The organism is Simplicispira psychrophila DSM 11588, assembly GCF_000688255.1.
Classification (GTDB): Bacteria; Pseudomonadota; Gammaproteobacteria; order Burkholderiales; family Burkholderiaceae_C; genus Simplicispira; species Simplicispira psychrophila.
Genome location: NZ_JHYS01000004.1, coordinates 94,125 through 113,626, shown reverse-complemented (window position 1 = coordinate 113,626; position 19,502 = coordinate 94,125). Strand labels below are relative to the sequence as shown.

At 61.8% G+C, this 19,502-nt stretch carries 19 protein-coding genes; 8 read left to right on the top strand and 11 right to left on the bottom strand.

All coding sequences use genetic code 11. The features are described 5' to 3' along the window. Positions 1–24: 24 nt before the first annotated feature. The 4 genes from Q390_RS0105860 (at position 25) to Q390_RS0105845 (ending at position 2,745) form a co-directional block, all read left to right on the top strand. A complete protein-coding gene (locus tag Q390_RS0105860; RefSeq protein WP_027995220.1) occupies positions 25–444 on the top strand; it encodes a hypothetical protein in 420 nt (139 codons plus the stop codon). A gap of 35 nt (positions 445–479) precedes the next feature. Continuing rightward, positions 480–833 (top strand): hypothetical protein, encoded by a 354-nt coding sequence (locus tag Q390_RS0105855; protein ID WP_027995219.1) that lies wholly within the window; start codon positions 480–482, stop codon positions 831–833. Between the two features lie 92 nt (positions 834–925). Next, positions 926–1,879, top strand: coding sequence for a homoserine kinase (locus Q390_RS0105850; protein WP_027995218.1), 954 nt, complete (start codon positions 926–928; stop codon positions 1,877–1,879). A 26-nt stretch (positions 1,880–1,905) separates the two neighbouring features. Beyond that, entirely contained in the window at positions 1,906–2,745 is an 840-nt protein-coding gene (locus Q390_RS0105845) for a BPSS1780 family membrane protein (protein WP_027995217.1), read from the top strand. A gap of 10 nt (positions 2,746–2,755) precedes the next feature. Here the strand turns inward: Q390_RS0105845 and Q390_RS17700 are convergent, their stop codons facing one another. Genes Q390_RS17700 through Q390_RS17695 form a run of 3 tightly spaced genes read right to left on the bottom strand, consistent with a single transcriptional unit; the run spans position 2,756 to position 5,252 of the window. After that, positions 2,756–2,995, bottom strand: a complete 240-nt coding sequence (locus Q390_RS17700; protein WP_051603074.1) for a hypothetical protein — start codon at positions 2,993–2,995, stop codon at positions 2,756–2,758. A 2-nt stretch (positions 2,996–2,997) separates the two neighbouring features. Then, on the bottom strand, positions 2,998–4,881 hold the full coding sequence (gene feoB / locus Q390_RS0105835) for a ferrous iron transporter B (RefSeq protein ID WP_027995216.1): 1,884 nt from the start codon (positions 4,879–4,881) through the stop codon (positions 2,998–3,000). Continuing rightward, a complete protein-coding gene (locus tag Q390_RS17695; protein WP_084153793.1) occupies positions 4,878–5,252 on the bottom strand; it encodes a FeoA family protein in 375 nt (124 codons plus the stop codon). Before Q390_RS17695 ends, feoB begins: the two co-directional genes overlap by 4 nt. A gap of 315 nt (positions 5,253–5,567) precedes the next feature. Between Q390_RS17695 and Q390_RS0105825 the strand changes: the two genes are divergently transcribed. Further along, positions 5,568–6,770 (top strand): MFS transporter, encoded by a 1,203-nt coding sequence (locus Q390_RS0105825; RefSeq protein ID WP_037472294.1) that lies wholly within the window; start codon positions 5,568–5,570, stop codon positions 6,768–6,770. Positions 6,771–6,849: 79 nt separating this feature from the next. Here the strand turns inward: Q390_RS0105825 and Q390_RS0105820 are convergent, their stop codons facing one another. From Q390_RS0105820 to Q390_RS0105805, 4 genes are all read right to left on the bottom strand, one after another. Beyond that, the gene (locus Q390_RS0105820) at positions 6,850–8,046 is read right to left on the bottom strand and encodes an FAD-dependent monooxygenase (protein WP_027995214.1); all 1,197 of its coding nucleotides are present in this window, start codon (positions 8,044–8,046) and stop codon (positions 6,850–6,852) included. Positions 8,047–8,129: 83 nt separating this feature from the next. Beyond that, on the bottom strand, positions 8,130–11,063 hold the full coding sequence (locus Q390_RS0105815; RefSeq protein ID WP_027995213.1) for an aconitate hydratase: 2,934 nt from the start codon (positions 11,061–11,063) through the stop codon (positions 8,130–8,132). A gap of 493 nt (positions 11,064–11,556) precedes the next feature. Further along, complete coding sequence (locus Q390_RS0105810) at positions 11,557–11,856, bottom strand: H-NS histone family protein (RefSeq protein ID WP_027995212.1); 300 nt, start codon at positions 11,854–11,856, stop codon at positions 11,557–11,559. A gap of 112 nt (positions 11,857–11,968) precedes the next feature. Then, positions 11,969–13,279 carry a hemolysin family protein gene (locus tag Q390_RS0105805; protein ID WP_027995211.1) on the bottom strand — a complete coding sequence of 437 codons (1,311 nt, stop codon included), beginning with the start codon at positions 13,277–13,279 and terminating at the stop codon, positions 11,969–11,971. Between the two features lie 25 nt (positions 13,280–13,304). Between Q390_RS0105805 and Q390_RS0105800 the strand changes: the two genes are divergently transcribed. Then, a complete protein-coding gene (locus tag Q390_RS0105800; RefSeq protein WP_027995210.1) occupies positions 13,305–14,147 on the top strand; it encodes a symmetrical bis(5'-nucleosyl)-tetraphosphatase in 843 nt (280 codons plus the stop codon). A gap of 6 nt (positions 14,148–14,153) precedes the next feature. Here the strand turns inward: Q390_RS0105800 and Q390_RS0105795 are convergent, their stop codons facing one another. Both Q390_RS0105795 and Q390_RS17690 read right to left on the bottom strand, forming a co-directional pair. Then, positions 14,154–14,339 carry a hypothetical protein gene (locus Q390_RS0105795; protein WP_027995209.1) on the bottom strand — a complete coding sequence of 62 codons (186 nt, stop codon included), beginning with the start codon at positions 14,337–14,339 and terminating at the stop codon, positions 14,154–14,156. 4 nt (positions 14,340–14,343) lie between these two features. After that, entirely contained in the window at positions 14,344–14,838 is a 495-nt protein-coding gene (locus Q390_RS17690) for a hypothetical protein (RefSeq protein ID WP_051603073.1), read from the bottom strand. 27 nt (positions 14,839–14,865) lie between these two features. On the opposite strand from Q390_RS17690, the gene Q390_RS17685 reads away from it, so the two are divergent. Next, the gene (locus Q390_RS17685) at positions 14,866–15,327 is read left to right on the top strand and encodes a hypothetical protein (protein WP_156949839.1); all 462 of its coding nucleotides are present in this window, start codon (positions 14,866–14,868) and stop codon (positions 15,325–15,327) included. Positions 15,328–15,421: 94 nt separating this feature from the next. On the opposite strand, the gene Q390_RS17680 is transcribed toward Q390_RS17685, so the two are convergent. Beyond that, positions 15,422–16,969: a DEAD/DEAH box helicase gene (locus Q390_RS17680; protein WP_051603072.1), complete on the bottom strand. Its 1,548-nt coding sequence runs from the start codon at positions 16,967–16,969 to the stop codon at positions 15,422–15,424. Positions 16,970–17,151: 182 nt separating this feature from the next. Next, positions 17,152–18,021, bottom strand: coding sequence for a KPN_02809 family neutral zinc metallopeptidase (ypfJ, locus tag Q390_RS0105775; protein WP_027995207.1), 870 nt, complete (start codon positions 18,019–18,021; stop codon positions 17,152–17,154). 110 nt (positions 18,022–18,131) lie between these two features. On the opposite strand from ypfJ, the gene Q390_RS0105770 reads away from it, so the two are divergent. Then, complete coding sequence (locus Q390_RS0105770; RefSeq protein ID WP_027995206.1) at positions 18,132–19,490, top strand: HD-GYP domain-containing protein; 1,359 nt, start codon at positions 18,132–18,134, stop codon at positions 19,488–19,490. The last annotated feature ends 12 nt before the right edge of the window (positions 19,491–19,502 follow it).

Here is a 19,502-nt window from a genome sequence, read left to right as displayed (position 1 = left end):
CTCAAAATTTACCCAGTAACTCTTATGAAAAAATGGCTTGCGTTATTGATCAGTGCTGCCTCCACGCTGGCTATTGCTGGCGTCGAGTTCAAAAATGTGCCTGAGCCGATGCACAAGCCGCTGAGCAACCATGGGCTCAAGTCGGCACAACTGGACAACGGCGTACTGCGCGTGCAGATCAACAAGCCGGTAGTCAACGAGTTGGTGTATTCCAACTTCATCGTCCACGGCATTTGCGCCGAGCAATGGCGCAACCCCGCGCGCTTTGCCACGCTGGGGCTAACGCGTGTGGAGGCGCTGGACGCCAGTGGCACGCAAGGGTTTGCATTTGACGCGCGCGGTGGCATTTGCGAGCAGATGGGAGTGATGGGCCAAAACGTCAGAACCCTCATCAACCAGCGCAGCGTGGTGTGCAACGCTGGCGTCTGCCCGCCGCAGCCCTGATCCACTGCTACAGCCACCCGCCCTACAATCGCGCCATGCGCGCTGTTCCACTCCTTTTGCTGCTGGCTTTGGCCACCGGCTCCGCCCTGGCCCAAAATGCCAGTCAAAATCCTTCCCAGCCCACGCCAGAAGAGCGCGAAAAGCTATCAAATTCGGAGCAAAAATCCGACCGCCTGAACCAGCGCGTCGAGCGCATCCGCGTGGAAGACGAGGGCAGCCGCATTGACGAGCTGCGTGTGGGCGGGCAAACACAAAACATTACCGTGCAGCCCAAGGTCGGCAACCTGCCTGAGTATGAGGTGCAGCCCTCCGACGGCGTGCGCAACCGCCCACGCAACGGCGCTGAAACCGAAACCGGCTCGCGTGTCTGGAACCTGAAAAAGTTCTGATACCACCCGGGGCCCGCAGCCCTTGCCACCGCGCCGCACCCGCAGGGATGCGGCGCCATTTTTTTGACTCCCTATTTTTCGTGTTCTGAGCAATGGCTGTTTTTACCAAGGTCTCTTTGAAAGAGGCGCGCGAATTGCTGCGCCGTTTGCAGCTGGGCGAGCTGCAGCAATTGCGCGGCATCGAAGGCGGCATTGAAAACACCAACTATTTTGTCACCAGCGATTCGGGCGAGTTCGTCCTGACGCTGTTCGAGCGCCTCACGGCCGAGCAGCTGCCGTTTTATCTGCACCTGATGCGCCACCTGGCGCACGCCGGTATTCCGGTGCCCGATCCACAGGCCGACCCACACGGTGAAATTTTGCACCGCGTCTGCGGCAAGCCTGCTGCCGTAGTCAACAAACTGCACGGGCGCAGCCAGTTGGCCCCGCAGGCCGTCCACTGCGCCGCCGTGGGCGAGATGCTGGCGCGAATGCACTTGGCGGGGCACGGCTTTGAACGCCAACAACCCAATCTGCGTGGCCTGCCGTGGTGGAACGAGACCGCGCCGGTGGTGCTGGCCCACTTGGACGAGGCGCAAGCGGCGCTGTTGCAGTCTGAATTGGCCTATCAAAACCACATTGCCGCCTCATCCGCTTACACCGCTCTGCCGCGCGGGCCGGTGCACGCTGATCTGTTTCGCGACAACGTGATGTTTGATGGCGAGCAGCTCACGGGGTTTTTCGACTTTTACTTTGCCGGGGTCGATACCTTTTTGTTCGACTTGGCGGTGTGCCTGAACGACTGGTGCATCGACTGGGACAGCGGCGCGCACGACGCCGCACGTTTCGATGCCATGCTGGGCGCCTACCAAGGTGTGCGCACACTCACCGCCGCCGAGCGCAGCCTGCTGCCTGCCATGGCGCGCGCCGGGGCGCTGCGTTTCTGGATTTCACGCCTGTGGGACTACCACCTGCCGCGCGAAGCGCAGGTACTGACGCCGCACGATCCAGGCCATTTTGAGCGCGTGCTGCGCCAACGCATTGCACACCCGGTGCAGGTGTCGTAAGCCACGCGCTACCATCACAGCCATCCATGAAACTCAATATCGTTCCTGCCCGCACCGGCGTCCTCTGGGTCAAAGGGGGGATTGCCGTGTTCTGGCGCCAGCCCATGGCCATGGCGGCGTTGTTCTTCATGACCATGGCGGCCATGTCGCTGGTCTCCCTGGTGCCGTTCATTGGCCCGGCGCTGGCACTGGTGTTGTTGCCATCGGCCACGCTGGCCATGATGGTGGCCTCGGGCGAAGCCATCCAGGGACGTTTTCCAACGCCAGCCGTGCTGCTGACGGCGTTTCGCACCGGGCGCCAGCATCTGCAGCACATGCTGGTGCTGGGCGCCCTGTATGCCGTCGGCTTTATGGCCGTGATGGGCATTTCAGCGCTGTTTGACGGCGGTCAATTTGCCGAGGTCTATCTGGGTGGCGCGCCGATGACACGCGAAGTGGCCGAAAACGGCTCGTTCCAACTGGCCATGTGGGTCGCGATGGTGTTGTACCTGCCGCTGTCACTGCTGTTCTGGCACGCGCCAGGTCTGGTCCACTGGCACGGCGTACCACCGGTCAAGAGCCTGTTCTTCAGCTTTGTCGCCTGCGTGCGCAACTTTGGCGCCTTCGCGGTGTACGGCTTGGCGTGGTTTGGCGTGTTTGCGCTCGGTGGCGTAATCATCAGCTTGGTGTCGGCCCTGTTGGCCGTGCTGGGCGTGTTCAGTGCCGAGTCCGCCCCCAGTGCCATTGGCGGCCTGATGATGGGCCTGGCCATGGTGATGGCGGCGATGTTCTTCAGCTCCATCGTCTTCACCTTCCGCGACTGCTTCCAGCCCCCCGAGGTGGCGCCAGCGCCGACCGAAGGAGTCATCGTGGACACGTTGGTATAAAAGCCGGCGGCTAGGCCGACTTGTGCACCTGGATGGCGTCTGGTGCCGGCGCCTTCAGTCCATCTGCTGCGGGCCCCTTCTTGGTTGGGCCACAACCGCCGCAACTGCTGCACGACCCGCACGAAGGCGACTTGCCCAGCGCCGGGCGCACGGCGCCCAGGCGTTTGCGCAGGGCAGCAGGCATCCAGTACCACAGCGCATACACACCGGCCAGCACCACCACGGCGCCTACTGCAACGTCTTGCCACATCGTTAATTTCCTCCCCAGGCCAGCGCCAGCCGGTAAGTGATAAAACTGGCGCCATAGGCCAGTGCAAACAGATACGCCGCCATCAGCGCCGCCAAGCGCCAAGAATTGGTTTCGCGCCGCACGGTAGCCAGCGTTGAAAAGCACTGCGGCGCAAAAACAAACCACACCAGCAGTGACAAAGCCGTCGCTAGCGACCACTGCTGCGCAATCAGCGGACCCAAGCTGCTGGCCACGTCGTCACCGGTGGCCGAGAGCGCATACACCGTGCCCAGCGCGCTCACCACCACCTCGCGTGCCGCCATACCAGGCACCAGCGCCACCGCAATCTGCCAGGTAAAGCCAATCGGCGCAAAAATGATTTCCAGCAGCGCGCCGAGCTGGCCGGCATAGCTGTATTGGATCGCCGGGCCAGTGCTGCCGACGGGGGCACCAGGATAAGTGGATAAAAACCACAGCAATACTGTCAGCGCCAGAATGATGCCGCCGACGCGCTTCAAGAAGATGGCGGCGCGCTCATACAAGCCACTGGCCAGGCTGCGCAGACTGGGCAGCCGATACGGCGGCAATTCCATGATCAGCGGCGTCGGCTGCACCTTGCCGCGCCAGATTTTCATGACTGCTGCCACGGCCATGGCGCTGACGATACCGCCCATGTACAGCGCAAACATCACCAGCCCCTGCAGACTGAAAACGCCCCACACGGTTTGCGCGGGAATGAAGGCCGCTATCAGCAAGGCATACACCGGCAGGCGTGCCGAGCAGGTCATCAGCGGCGCAATCATGATGGTCACCAGCCGCTCGCGCCAATGGGTGATGGTGCGCGTCGCCATGATGCCGGGAATGGCACAGGCAAAGCTCGACAACAGCGGAATGAACGAGCGCCCCGACAGCCCCACGGTGCCCATGACGCGGTCCAGCAAAAACGCCGCGCGTGGCAGATAGCCCGAGTCTTCCAGCGCCAGAATGAACAAGAACAGAATCAGAATTTGCGGTAAAAACACCAGCACACCACCCGCGCCGGCCAAGATGCCGTCCACCAGCAGGCTGCGCAAAACACCTTCGGGCAGGTGCGCGTTGGCAGCTTCTGCCAGCGCGGCAAAGGCTGACTTGATGGCTTCCATCGGCATTTCGGCCCAACTGAACACCGCTTGGAACATGAAAAACATGGTGGCGGCCAGCAGCACCATGCCCCACAGCGGGTGCAACACCACGCGGTCGATGCGGTCGTCCAACCGCGTCAACCCTTCGGGCTCGCGCACGGCCAATTGCAAAATGCGCCGTGCTTCTTGCTGCGTGTGCAGCACCTGCGCGATACCCTGGGGCTGCCAGGCCTGGACAGTGGCGGTGCCAGGCTTGCGCCAGCCATCCAAGAACTCCAGCAGTTCGTGCGCGCCGCCTTTCTGGATACCCACGGTTTCGACTACCGCCATGCCCAGCTCGCGCTCCAGCACCGCGCGGTCGATGGCAATGCCGGCGCGGCGGGCGGCGTCGCTCATGTTCAGTACCAGCACCATCGGCAGAGCCATGGTCTTGGTTTCCAGCACCATGCGCAGGCCCATGCGCAGATTGGTGGCATCGACCACGCACACCAGCAGCTCGGGCGAGGCCTCGCCGGCGCGCTGGCCGGTAATGACGTCGCGCGTCACTGCTTCGTCCGCACTCAGGGCGTTGAGGCTGTAGGCGCCGGGCAAGTCCAGCACGCGCACGCGCTGGCCCGAAGCCGTCATCAGCAGCCCTTCCTTGCGCTCAACGGTCACCCCGGCATAGTTGGCCACCTTTTGGCGGCTGCCCGTCAGCAGGTTGAACAGCGCGGTTTTGCCGCTGTTGGGGTGGCCCAGCAGGGCCAGGCTGACGGAAGTGCCAGCAGATGGGGCGGCGGCGCTCATGCAGCCAGCTCCTGGGGCGGTAGCAGCAGCTGCGCTGACGGCTGCGGCTGTTCCGCCTGCCCCTGGCCCTGCTCTTGTGCCCGTACCAGCACCGGCGGCGTGGTGCTGACGCGCACCAAGCCAGCCTCGCGCCGGCGCAACGCAAACGTGGTGCGGCCCACACGCACTGCCAACGGGTCGCCGCCCGGAAACGAGCGCGCCACCACGCGCAGGCGCTCACCCGGCAAAAAGCCGATCTCCAGCAGGCGCAGCAGCACATCGTGGTCTTGCGGCGCCCCATCCAACTGCAGCGCGCACACCCAGACATCGGTGTGCAAAGGCACGTCGGCCAAGCCACAGTCGGCGGCCACCGCCGCCGGGGCATTCTTCATTTGTTGGGTCACCACATCACCACCGGCACTAATAAGAATAGTTCTCATTTTAGAGCGTGATCGAAAAACCATGCCAGGGATCAAGTCAGCAAAGCAGGTTTTTTTTGTGCTGACGCAAACTGTGCGGTTTTGTGCAGCCCGTTATGGACCATAGCTGTGGTTGTAAACAAACACTGCTTTCACCGCCCTCAGCGTACGCGCCAGCGTGTAGGCTCGACGCTCCAGGAGCTCACCATTGTTGCCGTGTCACAGTCCAGTCCTCCCAACGATCCCCCCGCGTTCCATTCCCCTGCTGCGCCGCGCACCCTGTGGTGGATGCTGCTGGCGCTGCTGTCGGCGTTTGCGCTGAGCCAAGCCTACCGCACTGTCACCGCCATCATGGCCACCGGGCTGCAAGGCGACTTTGGCCTGTCGGCCTCGTCGCTGGGCGCCTTTGCCGGACTGTTTGGGCTGGCCTTTGGCGTCACGCAGTTTTTCATGGGTATCGGCATGGATTTGTACGGACTGCGCCGCACCGTGCTGAGCGCCTTTCCGCTCACCATGGCCGGTGCGGCGCTGTCGGCCTGGGCGCCGCAATACCACTGGCTACTGCTGGGCCAGCTGCTGATCGGCATGGGCTGCGCACCAGCGTTTCTGGCCTGCACGGTGTTCATTGCACGCCACTTCCCTGCGGCCCGCTTTGCCTTTGTCTCAGGCATTGCCATGGGTGGCGGCGGGCTGGGGCTGTTGTTTACCGGCACGCCGCTGGCCTGGTTGGTACAGCGCTTGGGCTGGCGCGCTGGTTTTGTGGTGCTGGCGGTGCTGTCGGCGCTGGCCTGGCTGTTGATCTGGCGCCGCGTTCACGAGCCGGCCCTGCCTGGCCCGACGCCAACGCGCGAGAGCTGGGGCATGGCAGTGCGCCGTTTTGGCGCGCTGTTTGCGCTGCCACACACGCTGGGCATTTTGCTGCTCGGGATGGTGTCATACGCCGCATTTCTGGCGCTGCGCGGTCTGTGGATCGGACCACTGCTGATCCAGCGCTACGGCTTTTCGCTGGTCGAAAGCGGCAACGCCGCCGTGGCCATGTCGATGATTTCGCTGTTCAGCCCGGCGCTGTTTGGTCGCTTGGACCCCGGCCCGGGGCGCCGACGCATTTGGCTGGTCAACCTGTCGCTGCTGGCGTCACTGCTGTATCTGGCGCTGGGGCTGACGCACCACGCCGCACTGAACCTGGGACTGGTGCTGTGCATCGCCACGCTGTCGGGCTACTCGGTGTTGCAGTATTCCGATGTGCGCTCGGCCTATGCACCCGACCTGACCGGGCGCGCCTTGTCGGTGTTCACCATGGCCATGTTTTTGGGCGTTGGCATGATGCAAACCGCCACCGGCTGGGTGGCGTCATGGGCACTGCAACACGGCATCGAGCCCTACCAGGCGGTGATGACCAGCATCGCCATGGCCCTGGCATCAGGCTCGACGGCATTTCGTTGGCTACCGGCGCCACCGCTGCTGCAGACCGGGCCAAGGCAGCCAGGCTAAATAAGGCGCAAAAAGCCATCAAATCCTTATCCAGTAAGCGCTGATAGCTCCATTTTAAATAGCATAAAGCGCCCCACCTTCACACCGATCCGTCCCCCTGGTACAGCCACGGAATATCCAACACGCGCGCACCCAAGAGACGCAGCGAAGCATCGCGCCCCCAGCGCAGCGGGCCGGTGGCGTGGAAGATGCGCCCGTTGCGCTGCGAGCGCGCCTGCACGCGCGCGTTGCGCTCCCAGCGGTTGAGGGCATAGCGGCGCAGACGCAGCGCCACATCCAGGTCGTGCATCGACAACGCGCGCTGCAGTTGCGCCGCGTCTTCGATCGCCATGCCGGCGCCCTGTGCCAAATAGGGACGCATCGGGTGGGCCGCGTCGCCCAGCAGCGCCACCAGACCGCGTGCCATCTGCGCGGCACTACTCACCGGCGGACGATCCGACAACGGCCACAGGCGCCAGCCGCTACCGGAGGTGGGCACGCTGCGCACGATGTCTTGCAAGCGGCTGCAGGCGCCCGCCAGTGCACGTTCCAGATCAGCGGCGTTGGCGGCATGGTCCCAGTTGTCCAGGTCGTCCGGCGGCGGGCCTTCGATGATGACCACCAGATTTTGCATTTCGCCCCCGCGCACCGGGTATTGCACCGCGTGCAGGTGCGACCCCAGCCAAGCGGTGACCTGGGTGGTGCGCAGGCCGGCGGGCAAGGCGCCTTGTGGTACCAACGCGCGATAGGCTAGGTGGCCACTGGTGCGCGGTGGCCCGTCGCCGAGCAATTGCGCCCGCGTGTAGCTGCGCAGGCCGTCAGCACCGATCAGTGCATCGCCCTCCACCTCCTTGCCCTGGCCGGTGTGCACCAGCACGGCGTCTGCGGCCTCGGTGTAGCCACTGATGGTTTGGCCGCGATTGAGCTGCACCCCGTCCTCCTGCAGCACCGCTGCCAGCAGCAGGGTATGCAGGTCAGCGCGGTGCACGCAGGCATAAACGGCGCCGTAACGCTGCACCATGTCCGTGCCCAGCGGCAGTGTGGCCAACACCTGGCCAGACGTGGCACAGCGCACCTGCAGCCGCTCGGGAAACGCCGCCACCGCCTGCAGCGGCTTTTGCAAGCCCCAAGCCTGCAGGCAGCGCACCACGTTAGGACTCAGTTGCACGCCCGCGCCGACTTCGCTGAAGATGTCGGCACGCTCATACAAGCGCACATCGCACCCGGCGCGCGCTGCGCCCAGCGCCGCCGCCAACCCACCAATGCCGCCACCGGCGATCAATACCTGCTTTTTCATAGGCACGAATTGTGCCTGCGATCACGTAAAAAAAGGCAACGCAACCGCCTGCGTTGCCTGTGCACTAGCCTGCGCCTGCGGGTTTATGCCGCCAGCAACTGGCGCAGTACGTACGGCAGGATGCCGCCGGCGCGGTAGTAGTCCACCTCAATCGGCGTGTCAATGCGCAAGGTCACCGTCACCTGGCGCTGCGTGCCATCGGTGCGGCGAATAACCAACGTGGCATCGCTCTGCGGCGTCAGCGCGGCATCGGGCAGCACGTCAATGGTTTCTTCGCCCGTCAAGCTGAGCGATTCCCACGAATCCTGGCCCTGGAACTGCAGCGGCAACACGCCCATGCCGACCAAATTAGAACGGTGGATGCGCTCAAAACTGCGCGCAATCACCGCCTTGATGCCCAGCAGCTGCGTGCCCTTGGCGGCCCAGTCGCGACTCGACCCGGTGCCGTATTCCTCGCCGGCAAACACCACCGTCGGCGTGCCCTGCTCCAGGTAATGCATGGCAGCGTCAAAGATATAGAGCTTCTCGCCCTGCAGCGGCCCAGGGTTCTGGAACAGCGTCACGCCCCCCTCTTCGCGCGAACCGCTGTCCAGCGGCGGCAGCATCAAATTCTTGATGCGCACGTTGGCAAAGGTGCCGCGCATCATCACCTCGTGGTGCCCGCGGCGCGCGCCGTAGCTGTTGAAGTCGGCCTTGTGGATGCCATGCTGCAGCAGCCACTGGCCGGCGGGCGAACTCTCCTTGATAGCCCCTGCGGGCGAGATATGGTCGGTGGTGATGGAGTCGCCAAACAGTGCCATGATGCGCGCGCCCGGCACAGAAAATGCACCATTTTGGCCTGTAGCGCCCGCTGCACCAGCGCTTTCAGCTCCTGCATCCATAGCAAAATGATCGAAATACGGCGGCTCGGCAATGTAGGTGCTGGTCGGCCAGGTGTAGGTGTCGCCCTCGACCCCCCGGATGCGGGCCCAGCGCTCGCCGGGCTCGGTCTTGACCTTGGCGTAGTTCTCGCGGAACGCTTTGCCGTTCATGGCAAAGTGCATCAGCGCGTGGATTTCCTCGCTGCTCGGCCAGATATCGGCCAGAAACACCTCCTTGCCGTCACTGCCCTGCCCCAGCGGCTGGCTGGTCAGGTCTTTCAGCACCGTGCCGGCAAGGGCGTAGGCCACCACCAGCGGCGGACTGGCGAGGAAATTGGCCTTGATGTTGGGGTGGATGCGCGCCTCAAAATTGCGGTTGCCCGAGAGCACCGCCGCGCAGACCAGATCGTTGCTGCTGATCGCCTGATTGAGTTCCGCAGTCAGGTCGCCGGCATTGCCGATGCAGGTGGTGCAGCCGTAGCCGGCCAGCGCAAAACCGAGCTTTTCTAGGTACGGCATCAGGCCGGTCTCAGTCAGGTACTCGGTGACAATGCGCGAGCCCGGCGCCAGCGAGGTCTTGATGTGCGGCGCCACGCACAGGCCGGCCAGCACGGCTTTTTTCGCCAGCAGCCCGGCGGCCAGCAGTACGCTGGGGTTGGAAGTGTTGGTGCAACTGGTGATGGCGGCAATCAGCACATCGCCATTGCCCACGGTGGGATCGACCTTCTCGCCCGGCACCTGGGGAGCCAGCACGATATCGCCATGGGCCACGGCCGGCTCGGGCTTGTTCGATTCCATCTCCTGCAGAAAACGCGGCGCGTTCTCGGGCATGGGCTTGCTAGGCGGCGTGGTGACGTTCATCTGAAGCGCCGTCTCATCGCGGCAGATGAACGGGTAGCGCGTGTGCAACAGTTGCGCCGGCTGGTTGAAGCCGTTTTCGGCATTGGGCTTGCTGAACAGGCTGGAGAACTGTTCACACACCTTGCCCAATTCAATGCGGTCCTGCGGCCGCTTGGGGCCGGCCAGACTGGCCGTGACCGTATCCAGGTTCAGCGCAATCACCTGGGAGTAGTCGATGTCGCCCGCCAGCGGCACGCCAAACAAGCCCTGCGCCTTGAAGTAGGCCTCGAAGGCCTCGATCTCGGCCTCGGTGCGGCCAGTGCCACGGAAATATTCAATGGTCTTTTCATCGACCGGAAAGAAGCCCATGGTGGCGCCGTACTCGGGCGCCATGTTGCCGATGGTGGCACGGTCGGGCAGCGCCAGGGTGCGTGTGCCGGCACCAAAAAACTCAACAAACTTGCCTACCACCTTGTGCCGGCGCAGCAGTTCGGTCACCGTCAGCACCAAGTCGGTAGCGGTCACACCTTCGCGCAACTGGCCGCTCAATTCGACGCCGACCACATCGGGGGTCAGCAAATACACCGGCTGACCCAGCATCGCGGCTTCAGCCTCGATACCGCCCACACCCCAACCGACCACGCCAATGCCGTTGATCATGGTGGTGTGGCTGTCGGTGCCGACCAGGGTGTCGGGGTAATACACGCCGTCGGCAGTTTGGTGCACACCGCGCGCCAGATATTCCAAATTGACCTGATGGACGATGCCAAAACCCGGCGGCACCACACCAAAAGTGTCAAACGCCTGCATGCCCCATTTCATGAACTCGTAGCGCTCACGGTTGCGCTGGAATTCAAGCTGCATGTTGATGTCAAGCGAGTTTTTCTGGCCGTAGGAATCGACCATGATCGAGTGGTCCACTACCAGATCCACCGGCACCAGGGGCTCGATTTTTTGTGCATCCTGGCCTAGTCGCAGCGCCGTGCTGCGCATCGCCGCCAGATCCACCAGCAACGGCACGCCGGTGAAGTCTTGCAATACGACGCGCGCCACGACAAACGGGATTTCGTCCTTGCGCTCGGCCTGGGGCTGCCACTGGGCCAGTTGCGCGACATGATCGGTGGTTACCTTGCGACCATCGCAGTTGCGCAATACCGATTCAAGCACGATGCGAATCGATACCGGCAAGCGTTTCACCTGCGGGAATTGTTCGGCCAACGCGGGCAACGAATAAAACTGGCCCTGCGTCCCTGACGCGGTCGTAAAACTTTGGCGCGTGGACGCAAAGGCGTGGTGGAGGGGCGGGGATAACAGCATGGCCATGGCGGACTCCTGTGAGGGGAAACAAGGGCACCATTCTGGCACCCGACGCGCTGCAGGCCAGAGGACAGGGACACTGCCAGATACCCAATGGCAGCCCAGCAGAGTTATTGAGCCCAAAAATCACGGCAGTGCAGCCTATTTGAAAGCCTTGCCCGAGTGAGTACAAAAAACACCACTGGACCCACCAGAGAACACCACAGCACCCGTTATCCCGACAACAGCCAGGGTGTGCCAAGAACACGTACAGCTGCCATATTGCGGCGACCTAGAAACGCAAGGCTGTAGTATTTTGGATAATCACAGCCGATCTATTGCGATGACTTGTCGGAGCCCCCTGAAATACCCACTGAAACACTATGGTATCTGACAAAAAGAAAAAGGCACGGGCCCTGCTTGGCGAGGCCTTTCAGGTTATTGTCAGCTCGGCCGCAGCGCCATAAAAAAAGTCCGCAACAGCGGACTTTTTTGCATGATCTTCAGAGAAAAATCAAGCGGTAGTCGGGATGGCAAATAAAGCACGATCTTGGTTTTGAATCCATTTAGGCGCCTTGCCACGACCCGTCCAGGTTTGACCACTGACGGGGTCAATGTATTTGGCTGCCACTTTGGTGCCACTGGCCGCACTGCGCGCACGGCTGGCCGGAAATACCTCTTGGGGGGTCAATGCATACTCATCAATCAACGCACGCACCTGGGCAATGGCATTGGCCATTTCATTGCGACGCGCATCGCTGATTTGCTTCTCCAGAGCTTCGCGTTGTTTCAGCAGTTCTTTATAGTTTGACATGGTGTCTCAGATGAATGGTTCAAGAATGCTTCATTATAAGGACATCATTAACCCTGAAGGCGAATTGCCGATTTTAATAACCTTTTGTTTCATATGCCATCGGCAACCTTGTTCATTCTGACTGCGCCGTCAAAGCCGGATCCTTCTGCGCCAGCACTTTGTCAATGCGCTTGCCATCCAGGTCAAGCACCTCAAATATCCAGCCGACACAGGCAATGCGCTCTGCCACCGCAGGCAAACGGCCCGATTCGGCCATGAGTAATCCGGCCAAGGTGTTATAGAGGCCACGCTCTTCTTCAGGTAAATCACGAATGTCCAGGCGCGCCTTTAATTCAGAAACCGGCATCAAGCCATCCAGCAACCAAGACCCGTCTTCGCGTTGCACGGCCCAGGCATCGGTGTCGGCACCAGACTGCAATTCACCGGTAATGGCTTCGAGCAAATCGCGCGGCGTCATGATGCCTTGCACCACACCATATTCATCGACTACAAAAACGATACGACCCGAACGCGCGCGAAATTGCTCCAGCAACTCCATACCGCTAAGAGTTTCAGGCAAGAAAGAGGCCGGCAATACATGCCGCTCTATTGTTCCCTCAGTCTGCGGACCTAATTCCAGCAAATGCGACACGCTGATAATGCCGACCACTTCATCGAGCGAGCCACGGCACACCGGATACCACGAATGCGACCCTGTCTCGCCACTGGTACTGGCCAGTTGCAGACACTGCACCACGCTGTAGCCGGCATCGAGCCACTGCACATCGCTGCGCGGCACCATGATGGAGGTGAGCGGTCGATCGTCCAATCGAAACACGTTTTGCACCATTTGGTGCTCATGGTGCTCAATCACCCCCGCATCCCGCCCCTCGGCTAGGCTGGCCACAATTTCTTCTTCCGTCACCGCACGTGCGGCTGAATTGTCAACGCGCAACAACTTGAGCACCGCCTGGGTTGAAAAAGCCAGCAGTGCAACAAACGGTTTGGCGCCCCGGGCCACCCAGGCCATGGGACGCGCCACCCACCGGGCCGTGGACTCGGGGTAGAGCTGGCCAATGCGCTTGGGCACCAGTTCGCCAAACACAATGGTGACGAAAGTAATCAAGGTGATCACAATCGCCGTGGCCGAAACGCTGGCAACCCCTTCGGGGATCTTGAACGTCATCAGCCAAGTCGCCAGGGCCTCACTGAAGGCAGCCTCGCCCAAAATACCATTGAGCATGCCAATCGAGGTAATGCCGACTTGGACGGACGAGAGAAACTGGGTGGGATTTTCCAGCAGCAGCAAAGCCGCCTCAGCGCCCTTGTCACCGCCCTCGCTCATGGCCGCCAAGCGCGATTTACGACTTGATGCCAAGGCCAGCTCCGACATCGCGAACACCCCATTCAGCAGGGTCAAGAGCGCGATCAACAGAAAATCCATAGATTAAAAAGAAAGAAAGAACAGCATGGCACTTTACTGTATTGGCGACCTACAAGGCTGCGACAACGCACTAGAGCGTTTACTCGACCTGATTGGCTTCTGCGCCAGCCGCGACACCGTGTATTTGCTGGGCGATTTGGTCAACCGTGGCCCCGACTCCGCCGCCGTACTGCGCCGCTGCGTAGCCGGCGATGGCGCCCTGCGCTGCCTGCTGGGCAACCATGATTTGCACCTGCTGGCCACCGCTTACGGCGTGCGCTCGCCGTCACGGCGCGACACGCTGGCCGACGTACTGGAAGCGCCCGACCGCGAAGCCCTGCTCGACTGGTTGTGCCAGCAACCGCTGGTGCGCCAGCACACGTTGGGGCAAGACTCCTTATTGATGGTGCACGCCGGCGTACTGCCCAGCTGGAGCCTGCAGGACACCCTGGCGCTGGCCGAGGAAGTGCATACCGTGCTGCGCGGCCCCGGCCTGCTGCCATTTTTGCAGCAGATGTATGGCAACACGCCTGACCACTGGAGCGACACGCTCACCGGTGCTGATCGTCTGCGCGTCATCGTCAATGCGCTGACGCGGCTGCGCTTTTGTTCGCCCGAAGGCGTGATGGATTTTTCCAGTGCCGACAGCGCCGATGCCGCGCCGAGTGGTATGTTGCCCTGGTTCGATGTGCCGGGGCGGCGCACCGAAGGCACGCTGGTGGCCTTTGGGCATTGGTCCACGCTGGGCTGGCTGGAACGGCCTGATCTGCTGGGACTGGACACCGGTTGCGTCTGGGGTGGTTGCCTCAGCGCGGTGCGCTTTGGCGCCACGCTGGCCGAGCGCGAGCTACTGCAAGTGCACTGCGAGCAAGCGCAAAAACCGGGTTGACACCGCTCAAAAAATTTTCAATTCGTTCAGAATTTTCTCCAGCGCTTCAGCCCGCGCGCCTTCCAGCAAGCAGCCTTCCCAAAACCACTCGTCAAACACCGCCAGCACCGCGCTGCGCGGGTCTTCACCTGCAGCCAAGCGCTCGCCAATATCGCGGGCTTGGCTCCAATACTCGCCTTCCATGTTTTCCATGTCTTCATTGACATTGCAGCATGTCCCCATCGGGTCCATGTGCCAGAGCAAAAACATCAGTTGTTCCGCATCCATGGGCAGGCTCCTGTGTTAACACACCAAAACCGGTGGTGTTGATCTGGCGGCCGTCATCCAAATGCAGCGTTCTTTCGGGCCAGCGCAACGCCGCCAGTTTGAAGTGCTGGCCGACTTGGCGGCCCGCCTTGCGCTCTTCCCAGCGGCCACCGACAAAAAAATTCACACACATCACATTGCCACGCTGGCCATGCCAACGGTGCGGATGGATGGCGGCAAATAAATCGGGGTCGCCCTTGCCTAGCACTGCGCGGTCCACCGGATGCAATCGGCGCCAGTAATGCCCCACCACCACTGGCCTCGGATGGTCATAGGTGTCCCACCAACTCACACGCTCGGCAAAACGCCATTTGCCGCTGGAAAAAAACGGCACCGTGCCTGGGCGCTCCACGCCTGAGGTCAGCACCTTGATGGGATTGGACATTTGCTGGTGGACATCAAGTCCATCCCCTTGAACGGTCGTACCCGCAGCTTCACCGAAGAAGAGCTGCACTGCCACAGCTTTGATCTGTCCATTTTCCCGCTGTATTTAGCGCGCAGGGTCGCGCCCCGGGTGCGCATCATCATCTCGGAACGCCCGCTGCAAGACCCGGCGCTGCTGGGTTTTTACGCCAGCGCCGACGGCGCGCAGCAGAAAAAAGTAGCTTTTTTGCGCGCCGATGAAAGCAGTGAGGCGGGCGTGGTGACCGACAGCGATGATTTTTACTACGCCGTCCACGCCACGTTTGCCGCACACACGGACGACGCCAGCACCTACCTCGGCTTCACCCGCCACGGCAGTCCACCGTATGCGCCGTTGTTTGCGCTGACGATGCTGTACCCAAAATTTGGCCGGGGAATTTTCAAAGCAGGCGAGCTGCTGCCGACACCTTGGGTGGCGCTGACCTGTGGCTATACGATGCGTACCGGCTGAGCCAGATATACCAAAAAAAATGCGGCTTAAGCTATTTTTTAAATAGCTTAAGCCGCATATCCAACAAGGCTTTGAGGCCTATTTAACCCTTAATTTAGACCTGTGATGCAGATGCTTCGGCTTCCGCTTCGGGCGCCGATACGACTGCCGGGGCAGACACCGCTGGCAAAGGTGCTGGTGGCTGAAACAGCGCGGCCGTCTTGCGCTTGTGCTTGATGTTGGGCGAGACACCGCCCCGCCCAGCCGGAGCGCGGGCCGCAGCCTCCCAGTCGGCTGCAACGGCGGCGGCGGTGGGTGCTTCGTAGGGCCGCTCAAAAAACGGATCGCGTGAAACGGGTGTTGGACGGAAGCCTCCACGCGAGACACGGGGAGCACGCTCGGCATAGGGCGCGCGCTCCGGGCGCTGGGGGCGCTCAAAGCGTTCGGTACGCTCCGGGCGCTCGGTGCGCTCAGGTCGCTCTGAACGAGCGCTGTCGTGGCTACGGCCTTGCGGGCGCTCGTCGTCGTATTCGAGCGCTTCGATGTCAATCTTTTTCTTCAGAAGCTTTTCAATGTCGGCCACCAGACGCGCATCGCTGCCAGAGACCAGCGTCACTGCCAGGCCCGAAGCCCCCGCCCGGCCGGTGCGGCCAATGCGGTGCACGTAGTCTTCGGCGTTGAACGGCACGTCGAAGTTGAACACCGCTGGCACATCCTTGATGTCCAGGCCGCGCGCGGCCACGTCGGTGCAGACCAGCAGATCGACTTCACCCTGCTTGAAGGACTCCAAGGCTTTCAGGCGCTCGTCCTGGCTCTTGTCGCCGTGCAACGCAGTGGTTTTCAGGCCTTCGCGCTCCAGACTGCGCGCCAAGCGGCCGCAACCGAGCTTACTGTTAACAAAAATAAACGCTTGTTTGATGCCGCGCGTTTTCAGCACCTGGTGGATAGCGCGACGCTTGTCGTCGTCGCCGGCGCTGTAGAAGCGCTGCTCCACAGTGGAAGCAGTTTCGTTCGGCCGGGCCACTTCGATGGTGACCGGATTTTGCAGGTAACTGCCGGCCAGGCGCTTGATCTCAGGCGAGAAGGTGGCGCTGAACAGCAGTGTGGTGCGCTGCTTGGGCAGGTACGACAGGATGCGCTGCAGGTCGGGCAAAAAGCCGATGTCCAGCATCCGGTCGGCCTCGTCGAGCACCACGTATTCGACCTGATTCAGGATCGCATTTTTGGCCTCGATGTGGTCCAGCAGACGTCCCGGCGTCGCCACCAGCACCTCAACGCCTTTTTTCAGCTCGATGGTTTGGGGCTTCATGTCGATGCCGCCAAACACCACCGTGCTGCGCAATTTGGTGTATTTGGCGTACAGCGCAATCTGCTGCGCCACTTGGTCAGCCAACTCACGCGTGGGCAGGAGCACCAAGGCGCGCACCGGGTGACGCGCGGGTGAAGTAGAGCTGCTTTCGTGCTTGAGCAGGCGCTGCAGCAGTGGCAGTGAAAATGCCGCCGTCTTGCCGGTGCCGGTCTGGGCAGCGCCCATCACGTCTTGGCCCGTCAGCACCACCGGAATGGCCTGCTCTTGGATGGGGGTCATGGACTCGTAGCCCATTTCGGCTACGGCGCGTGCCAGCGGCTCGGCCAGCGATAAATTGGAAAAAGAACTTGTCATTTAGCCCGCTATTGTCGCACCTGCGTCGAAACTTGCGTGTAACTTGACACGAAAGGCGGCGCAGTGCGCCTTGCCAGCGTCGTGGGCGCTGGCTGAATTACTTTTATTTTGATAGCTGAAAGCGCTTATCAGATCAAGGCTGCAGGGTTGTTTTCCTTAAAAATAAGCCCTGCAACCGCCGCTTATAGCGTGCGCGCAGAAAAAGTGTCGCACTCTTTGACGCTGCCATTTTGCAAGCCATTGTTGAACCAGCGCACACGCTGTGCGCTGGTACCGTGGGTGAAACTCTCAGGCACAACGCGGCCCTGGCTTTGTTTTTGCAAGGCATCGTCACCAATCTTCGCGGCGGCATTCATGGCGGCTTCGATGTCGCCGTTTTCCAAAATCTGCCGGGCTGATTGGGCGTGATTGGCCCAAACGCCGGCAAAGCAGTCGGCCTGCAACTCCAGCTTGACCGACAACTGGTTGTATTGCGCCTGGCTGACGCGCCCGCGCTGCTGATCCACCTTCTCGCTGATGCCCAGCAGGTTTTGCACATGGTGGCCCACCTCATGCGCAATTACATACGCCTGCGCAAACTCGCCCGGTGCGCCGAGTTGATTTTTCAATGTTTCGTAAAAGCCCAAGTCGATATACACCTTCTGGTCGGCTGGGCAATAAAACGGCCCCATGGCCGCCTGCCCGGTGCCACACGCCGTCGGCGTGGCACCGCGAAACAGCACCAGCTTGGGGTCCTGGTAGCGCGCGCCGCCTTTGCTAAAGACGTCCGTCCACACGTCCTCGGTATCGGCCAGCACGGTGGAGACAAAGCTTGCCATCTTGTCGTCGGCCGGTGGTTTGTGCGCTGGCGCCTGCTGCACCTGCGCCGGCTGGCCGCCGCTGAGCAGGCCCAGAATGGTCAGCGGATTGATGCCAAAAATCCAGCCGCCCAACAGGGCAATGACGATGGTGCCCACGCCAATGCTGCGCCCGCCAAAAAGCGGACTGCCACCACCGCCACTGCTGCGGCGGTCTTCAACGTTGTCGGATTCGCGATTGCCTTCCCATTTCATGCTGTATCTCCTGGCGCAGTCGGGCTTGACCGCAAGGAAAAGCAGTTTACGCGCGCCGCTGAATAACCTGCGCCCAGCGAAGCCCACGCCATTTGCATCAAAATGTAAACATGTCACAAAACCCTTCTTTCCTACCCGCCGGACTGCAACTGGCCGAGCTCATCAGCGCGTTGAGCCACGCCTTGGACCTGACAGAAGGCCAACCCCAAGGCCATTGCGTGCGCTGTTGCTGGATAGGGATGCACCTGGGCCAGGCCATCGGCCTGGATGACCAGCAACGCTGGGAGCTGTACTACACACTGCTGCTGAAAGATTTGGGCTGCAGCAGCAACGCAGCGCGTATTTGCCAGCTCTACCTGACCGATGACCTGGGCTTCAAACGCGATTTCAAACGGGTCGGCGACAGCCTGCCGCAGGTAGTGCGTTTTGTGCTGCAGCATACTGGTCTGAAAGCCGGCCTCGCCGAGCGCTTTCGCAGTGTGTTGCACGTGCTGCGCGACGGCCAAGAGTTGGCGCAAGAGTTGATCCAGACCCGCTGCCAGCGCGGCGCCGAAATTGCCCGGCTACTGCGTTTTTCTGAAGGCGTGGCCGCCGGCATCTACCACCTCGACGAGCACTGGAACGGTCAAGGCATGCCTGACAACCTGGGAGGCGAGCGCATTCCGTTGTATTCGCGCATTGCCCTGCTAGCGCAGGTGATCGACGTTTTTCACCGCGCCGATGGCCAGGGCGCCGCGTTGGCCGAAGCGCGCAAGCGCAGCGGCCAGTGGTTTGACCCGGCGCTGGTGGATGCGCTGGACACACTGGCACCGCAGAGCGATTTTTGGGCCATGCTGTCCTCCGAGCGCATCACCACCGCCCTGCTGGCCCTGGAGCCCATCGGCTGCGAGGTGCCGCTGGACGACGACTATCTGGACGACATCGCCACCGCTTTTGGCCAGGTGGTGGGCTCCAAAAGCCCCTATACCAGCGGCCACAGCGCGCGCGTGGCGTTGTATACCGACTTGATTGCCGAAGCCATGGGCATCGATGCGCCGCGCCGGCGCTGGCTCAAGCGCGGCGCACTGCTGCACGACGTGGGCAAACTGGGGGTGAGCAACAGCGTGCTGGACAAGGCCGGCGCGCTGGACGCAGCCGAATGGGCCGCCGTGCGCCAACACGCACAACTGACCGAAGATATTCGGTCCAAAATCAGCGCCTTCCGCGAACTGGCCAAAGTGGCCGGCGCGCACCACGAGCGCCTCGATGGCAAGGGCTATCCGCGTGGTTTGATGGCCGACGACATTGGGCTGGAGACCCGCATCATCACCACCGCCGACATCTTTGACGCCATCACCGCCGAGCGCCCTTATCGCGGCGCCATACCGATTCCACAAACGCTGGAGATGATGGCCAAGACCGTGGGCACTGCCCTTGACCCGGACTGCTTTGCCGCGCTGCGGCTGGCGATGGAGCGGCTGGAGACGTAGAAAACCGCTCGC

Bases quoted from the DNA above. Each gene is read 5' to 3' on its own strand.
- ypfJ (WP_027995207.1), bottom strand. From the start codon at position 18,021: ATGAAATGGGAAGGCAATCGCGAATCCGACAACGTTGAAGACCGCCGC.
- Q390_RS0105820 (WP_027995214.1), bottom strand. From the start codon at position 8,046: ATGAAAAAGCAGGTATTGATCGCCGGTGGCGGCATTGGTGGGTTGGCG.
- Q390_RS0105860 (WP_027995220.1), top strand. From the start codon at position 25: ATGAAAAAATGGCTTGCGTTATTGATCAGTGCTGCCTCCACGCTGGCT.
- Q390_RS17695 (WP_084153793.1), bottom strand. From the start codon at position 5,252: ATGAAGAATGCCCCGGCGGCGGTGGCCGCCGACTGTGGCTTGGCCGAC.
- Q390_RS17690 (WP_051603073.1), bottom strand. From the start codon at position 14,838: ATGTCCAATCCCATCAAGGTGCTGACCTCAGGCGTGGAGCGCCCAGGC.
- Q390_RS17680 (WP_051603072.1), bottom strand. From the start codon at position 16,969: ATGACAAGTTCTTTTTCCAATTTATCGCTGGCCGAGCCGCTGGCACGC.
- feoB (WP_027995216.1), bottom strand. From the start codon at position 4,881: ATGAGCGCCGCCGCCCCATCTGCTGGCACTTCCGTCAGCCTGGCCCTG.
- Q390_RS0105845 (WP_027995217.1), top strand. From the start codon at position 1,906: ATGAAACTCAATATCGTTCCTGCCCGCACCGGCGTCCTCTGGGTCAAA.
- Q390_RS0105805 (WP_027995211.1), bottom strand. From the start codon at position 13,279: ATGGATTTTCTGTTGATCGCGCTCTTGACCCTGCTGAATGGGGTGTTC.
- Q390_RS0105825 (WP_037472294.1), top strand. From the start codon at position 5,568: ATGCTGCTGGCGCTGCTGTCGGCGTTTGCGCTGAGCCAAGCCTACCGC.
- Q390_RS0105800 (WP_027995210.1), top strand. From the start codon at position 13,305: ATGGCACTTTACTGTATTGGCGACCTACAAGGCTGCGACAACGCACTA.
- Q390_RS0105795 (WP_027995209.1), bottom strand. From the start codon at position 14,339: ATGGAAAACATGGAAGGCGAGTATTGGAGCCAAGCCCGCGATATTGGC.
- Q390_RS0105770 (WP_027995206.1), top strand. From the start codon at position 18,132: ATGTCACAAAACCCTTCTTTCCTACCCGCCGGACTGCAACTGGCCGAG.
- Q390_RS0105810 (WP_027995212.1), bottom strand. From the start codon at position 11,856: ATGTCAAACTATAAAGAACTGCTGAAACAACGCGAAGCTCTGGAGAAG.
- Q390_RS0105855 (WP_027995219.1), top strand. From the start codon at position 480: ATGCGCGCTGTTCCACTCCTTTTGCTGCTGGCTTTGGCCACCGGCTCC.
- Q390_RS0105815 (WP_027995213.1), bottom strand. From the start codon at position 11,063: ATGCTGTTATCCCCGCCCCTCCACCACGCCTTTGCGTCCACGCGCCAA.
- Q390_RS17700 (WP_051603074.1), bottom strand. From the start codon at position 2,995: ATGTGGCAAGACGTTGCAGTAGGCGCCGTGGTGGTGCTGGCCGGTGTG.
- Q390_RS0105850 (WP_027995218.1), top strand. From the start codon at position 926: ATGGCTGTTTTTACCAAGGTCTCTTTGAAAGAGGCGCGCGAATTGCTG.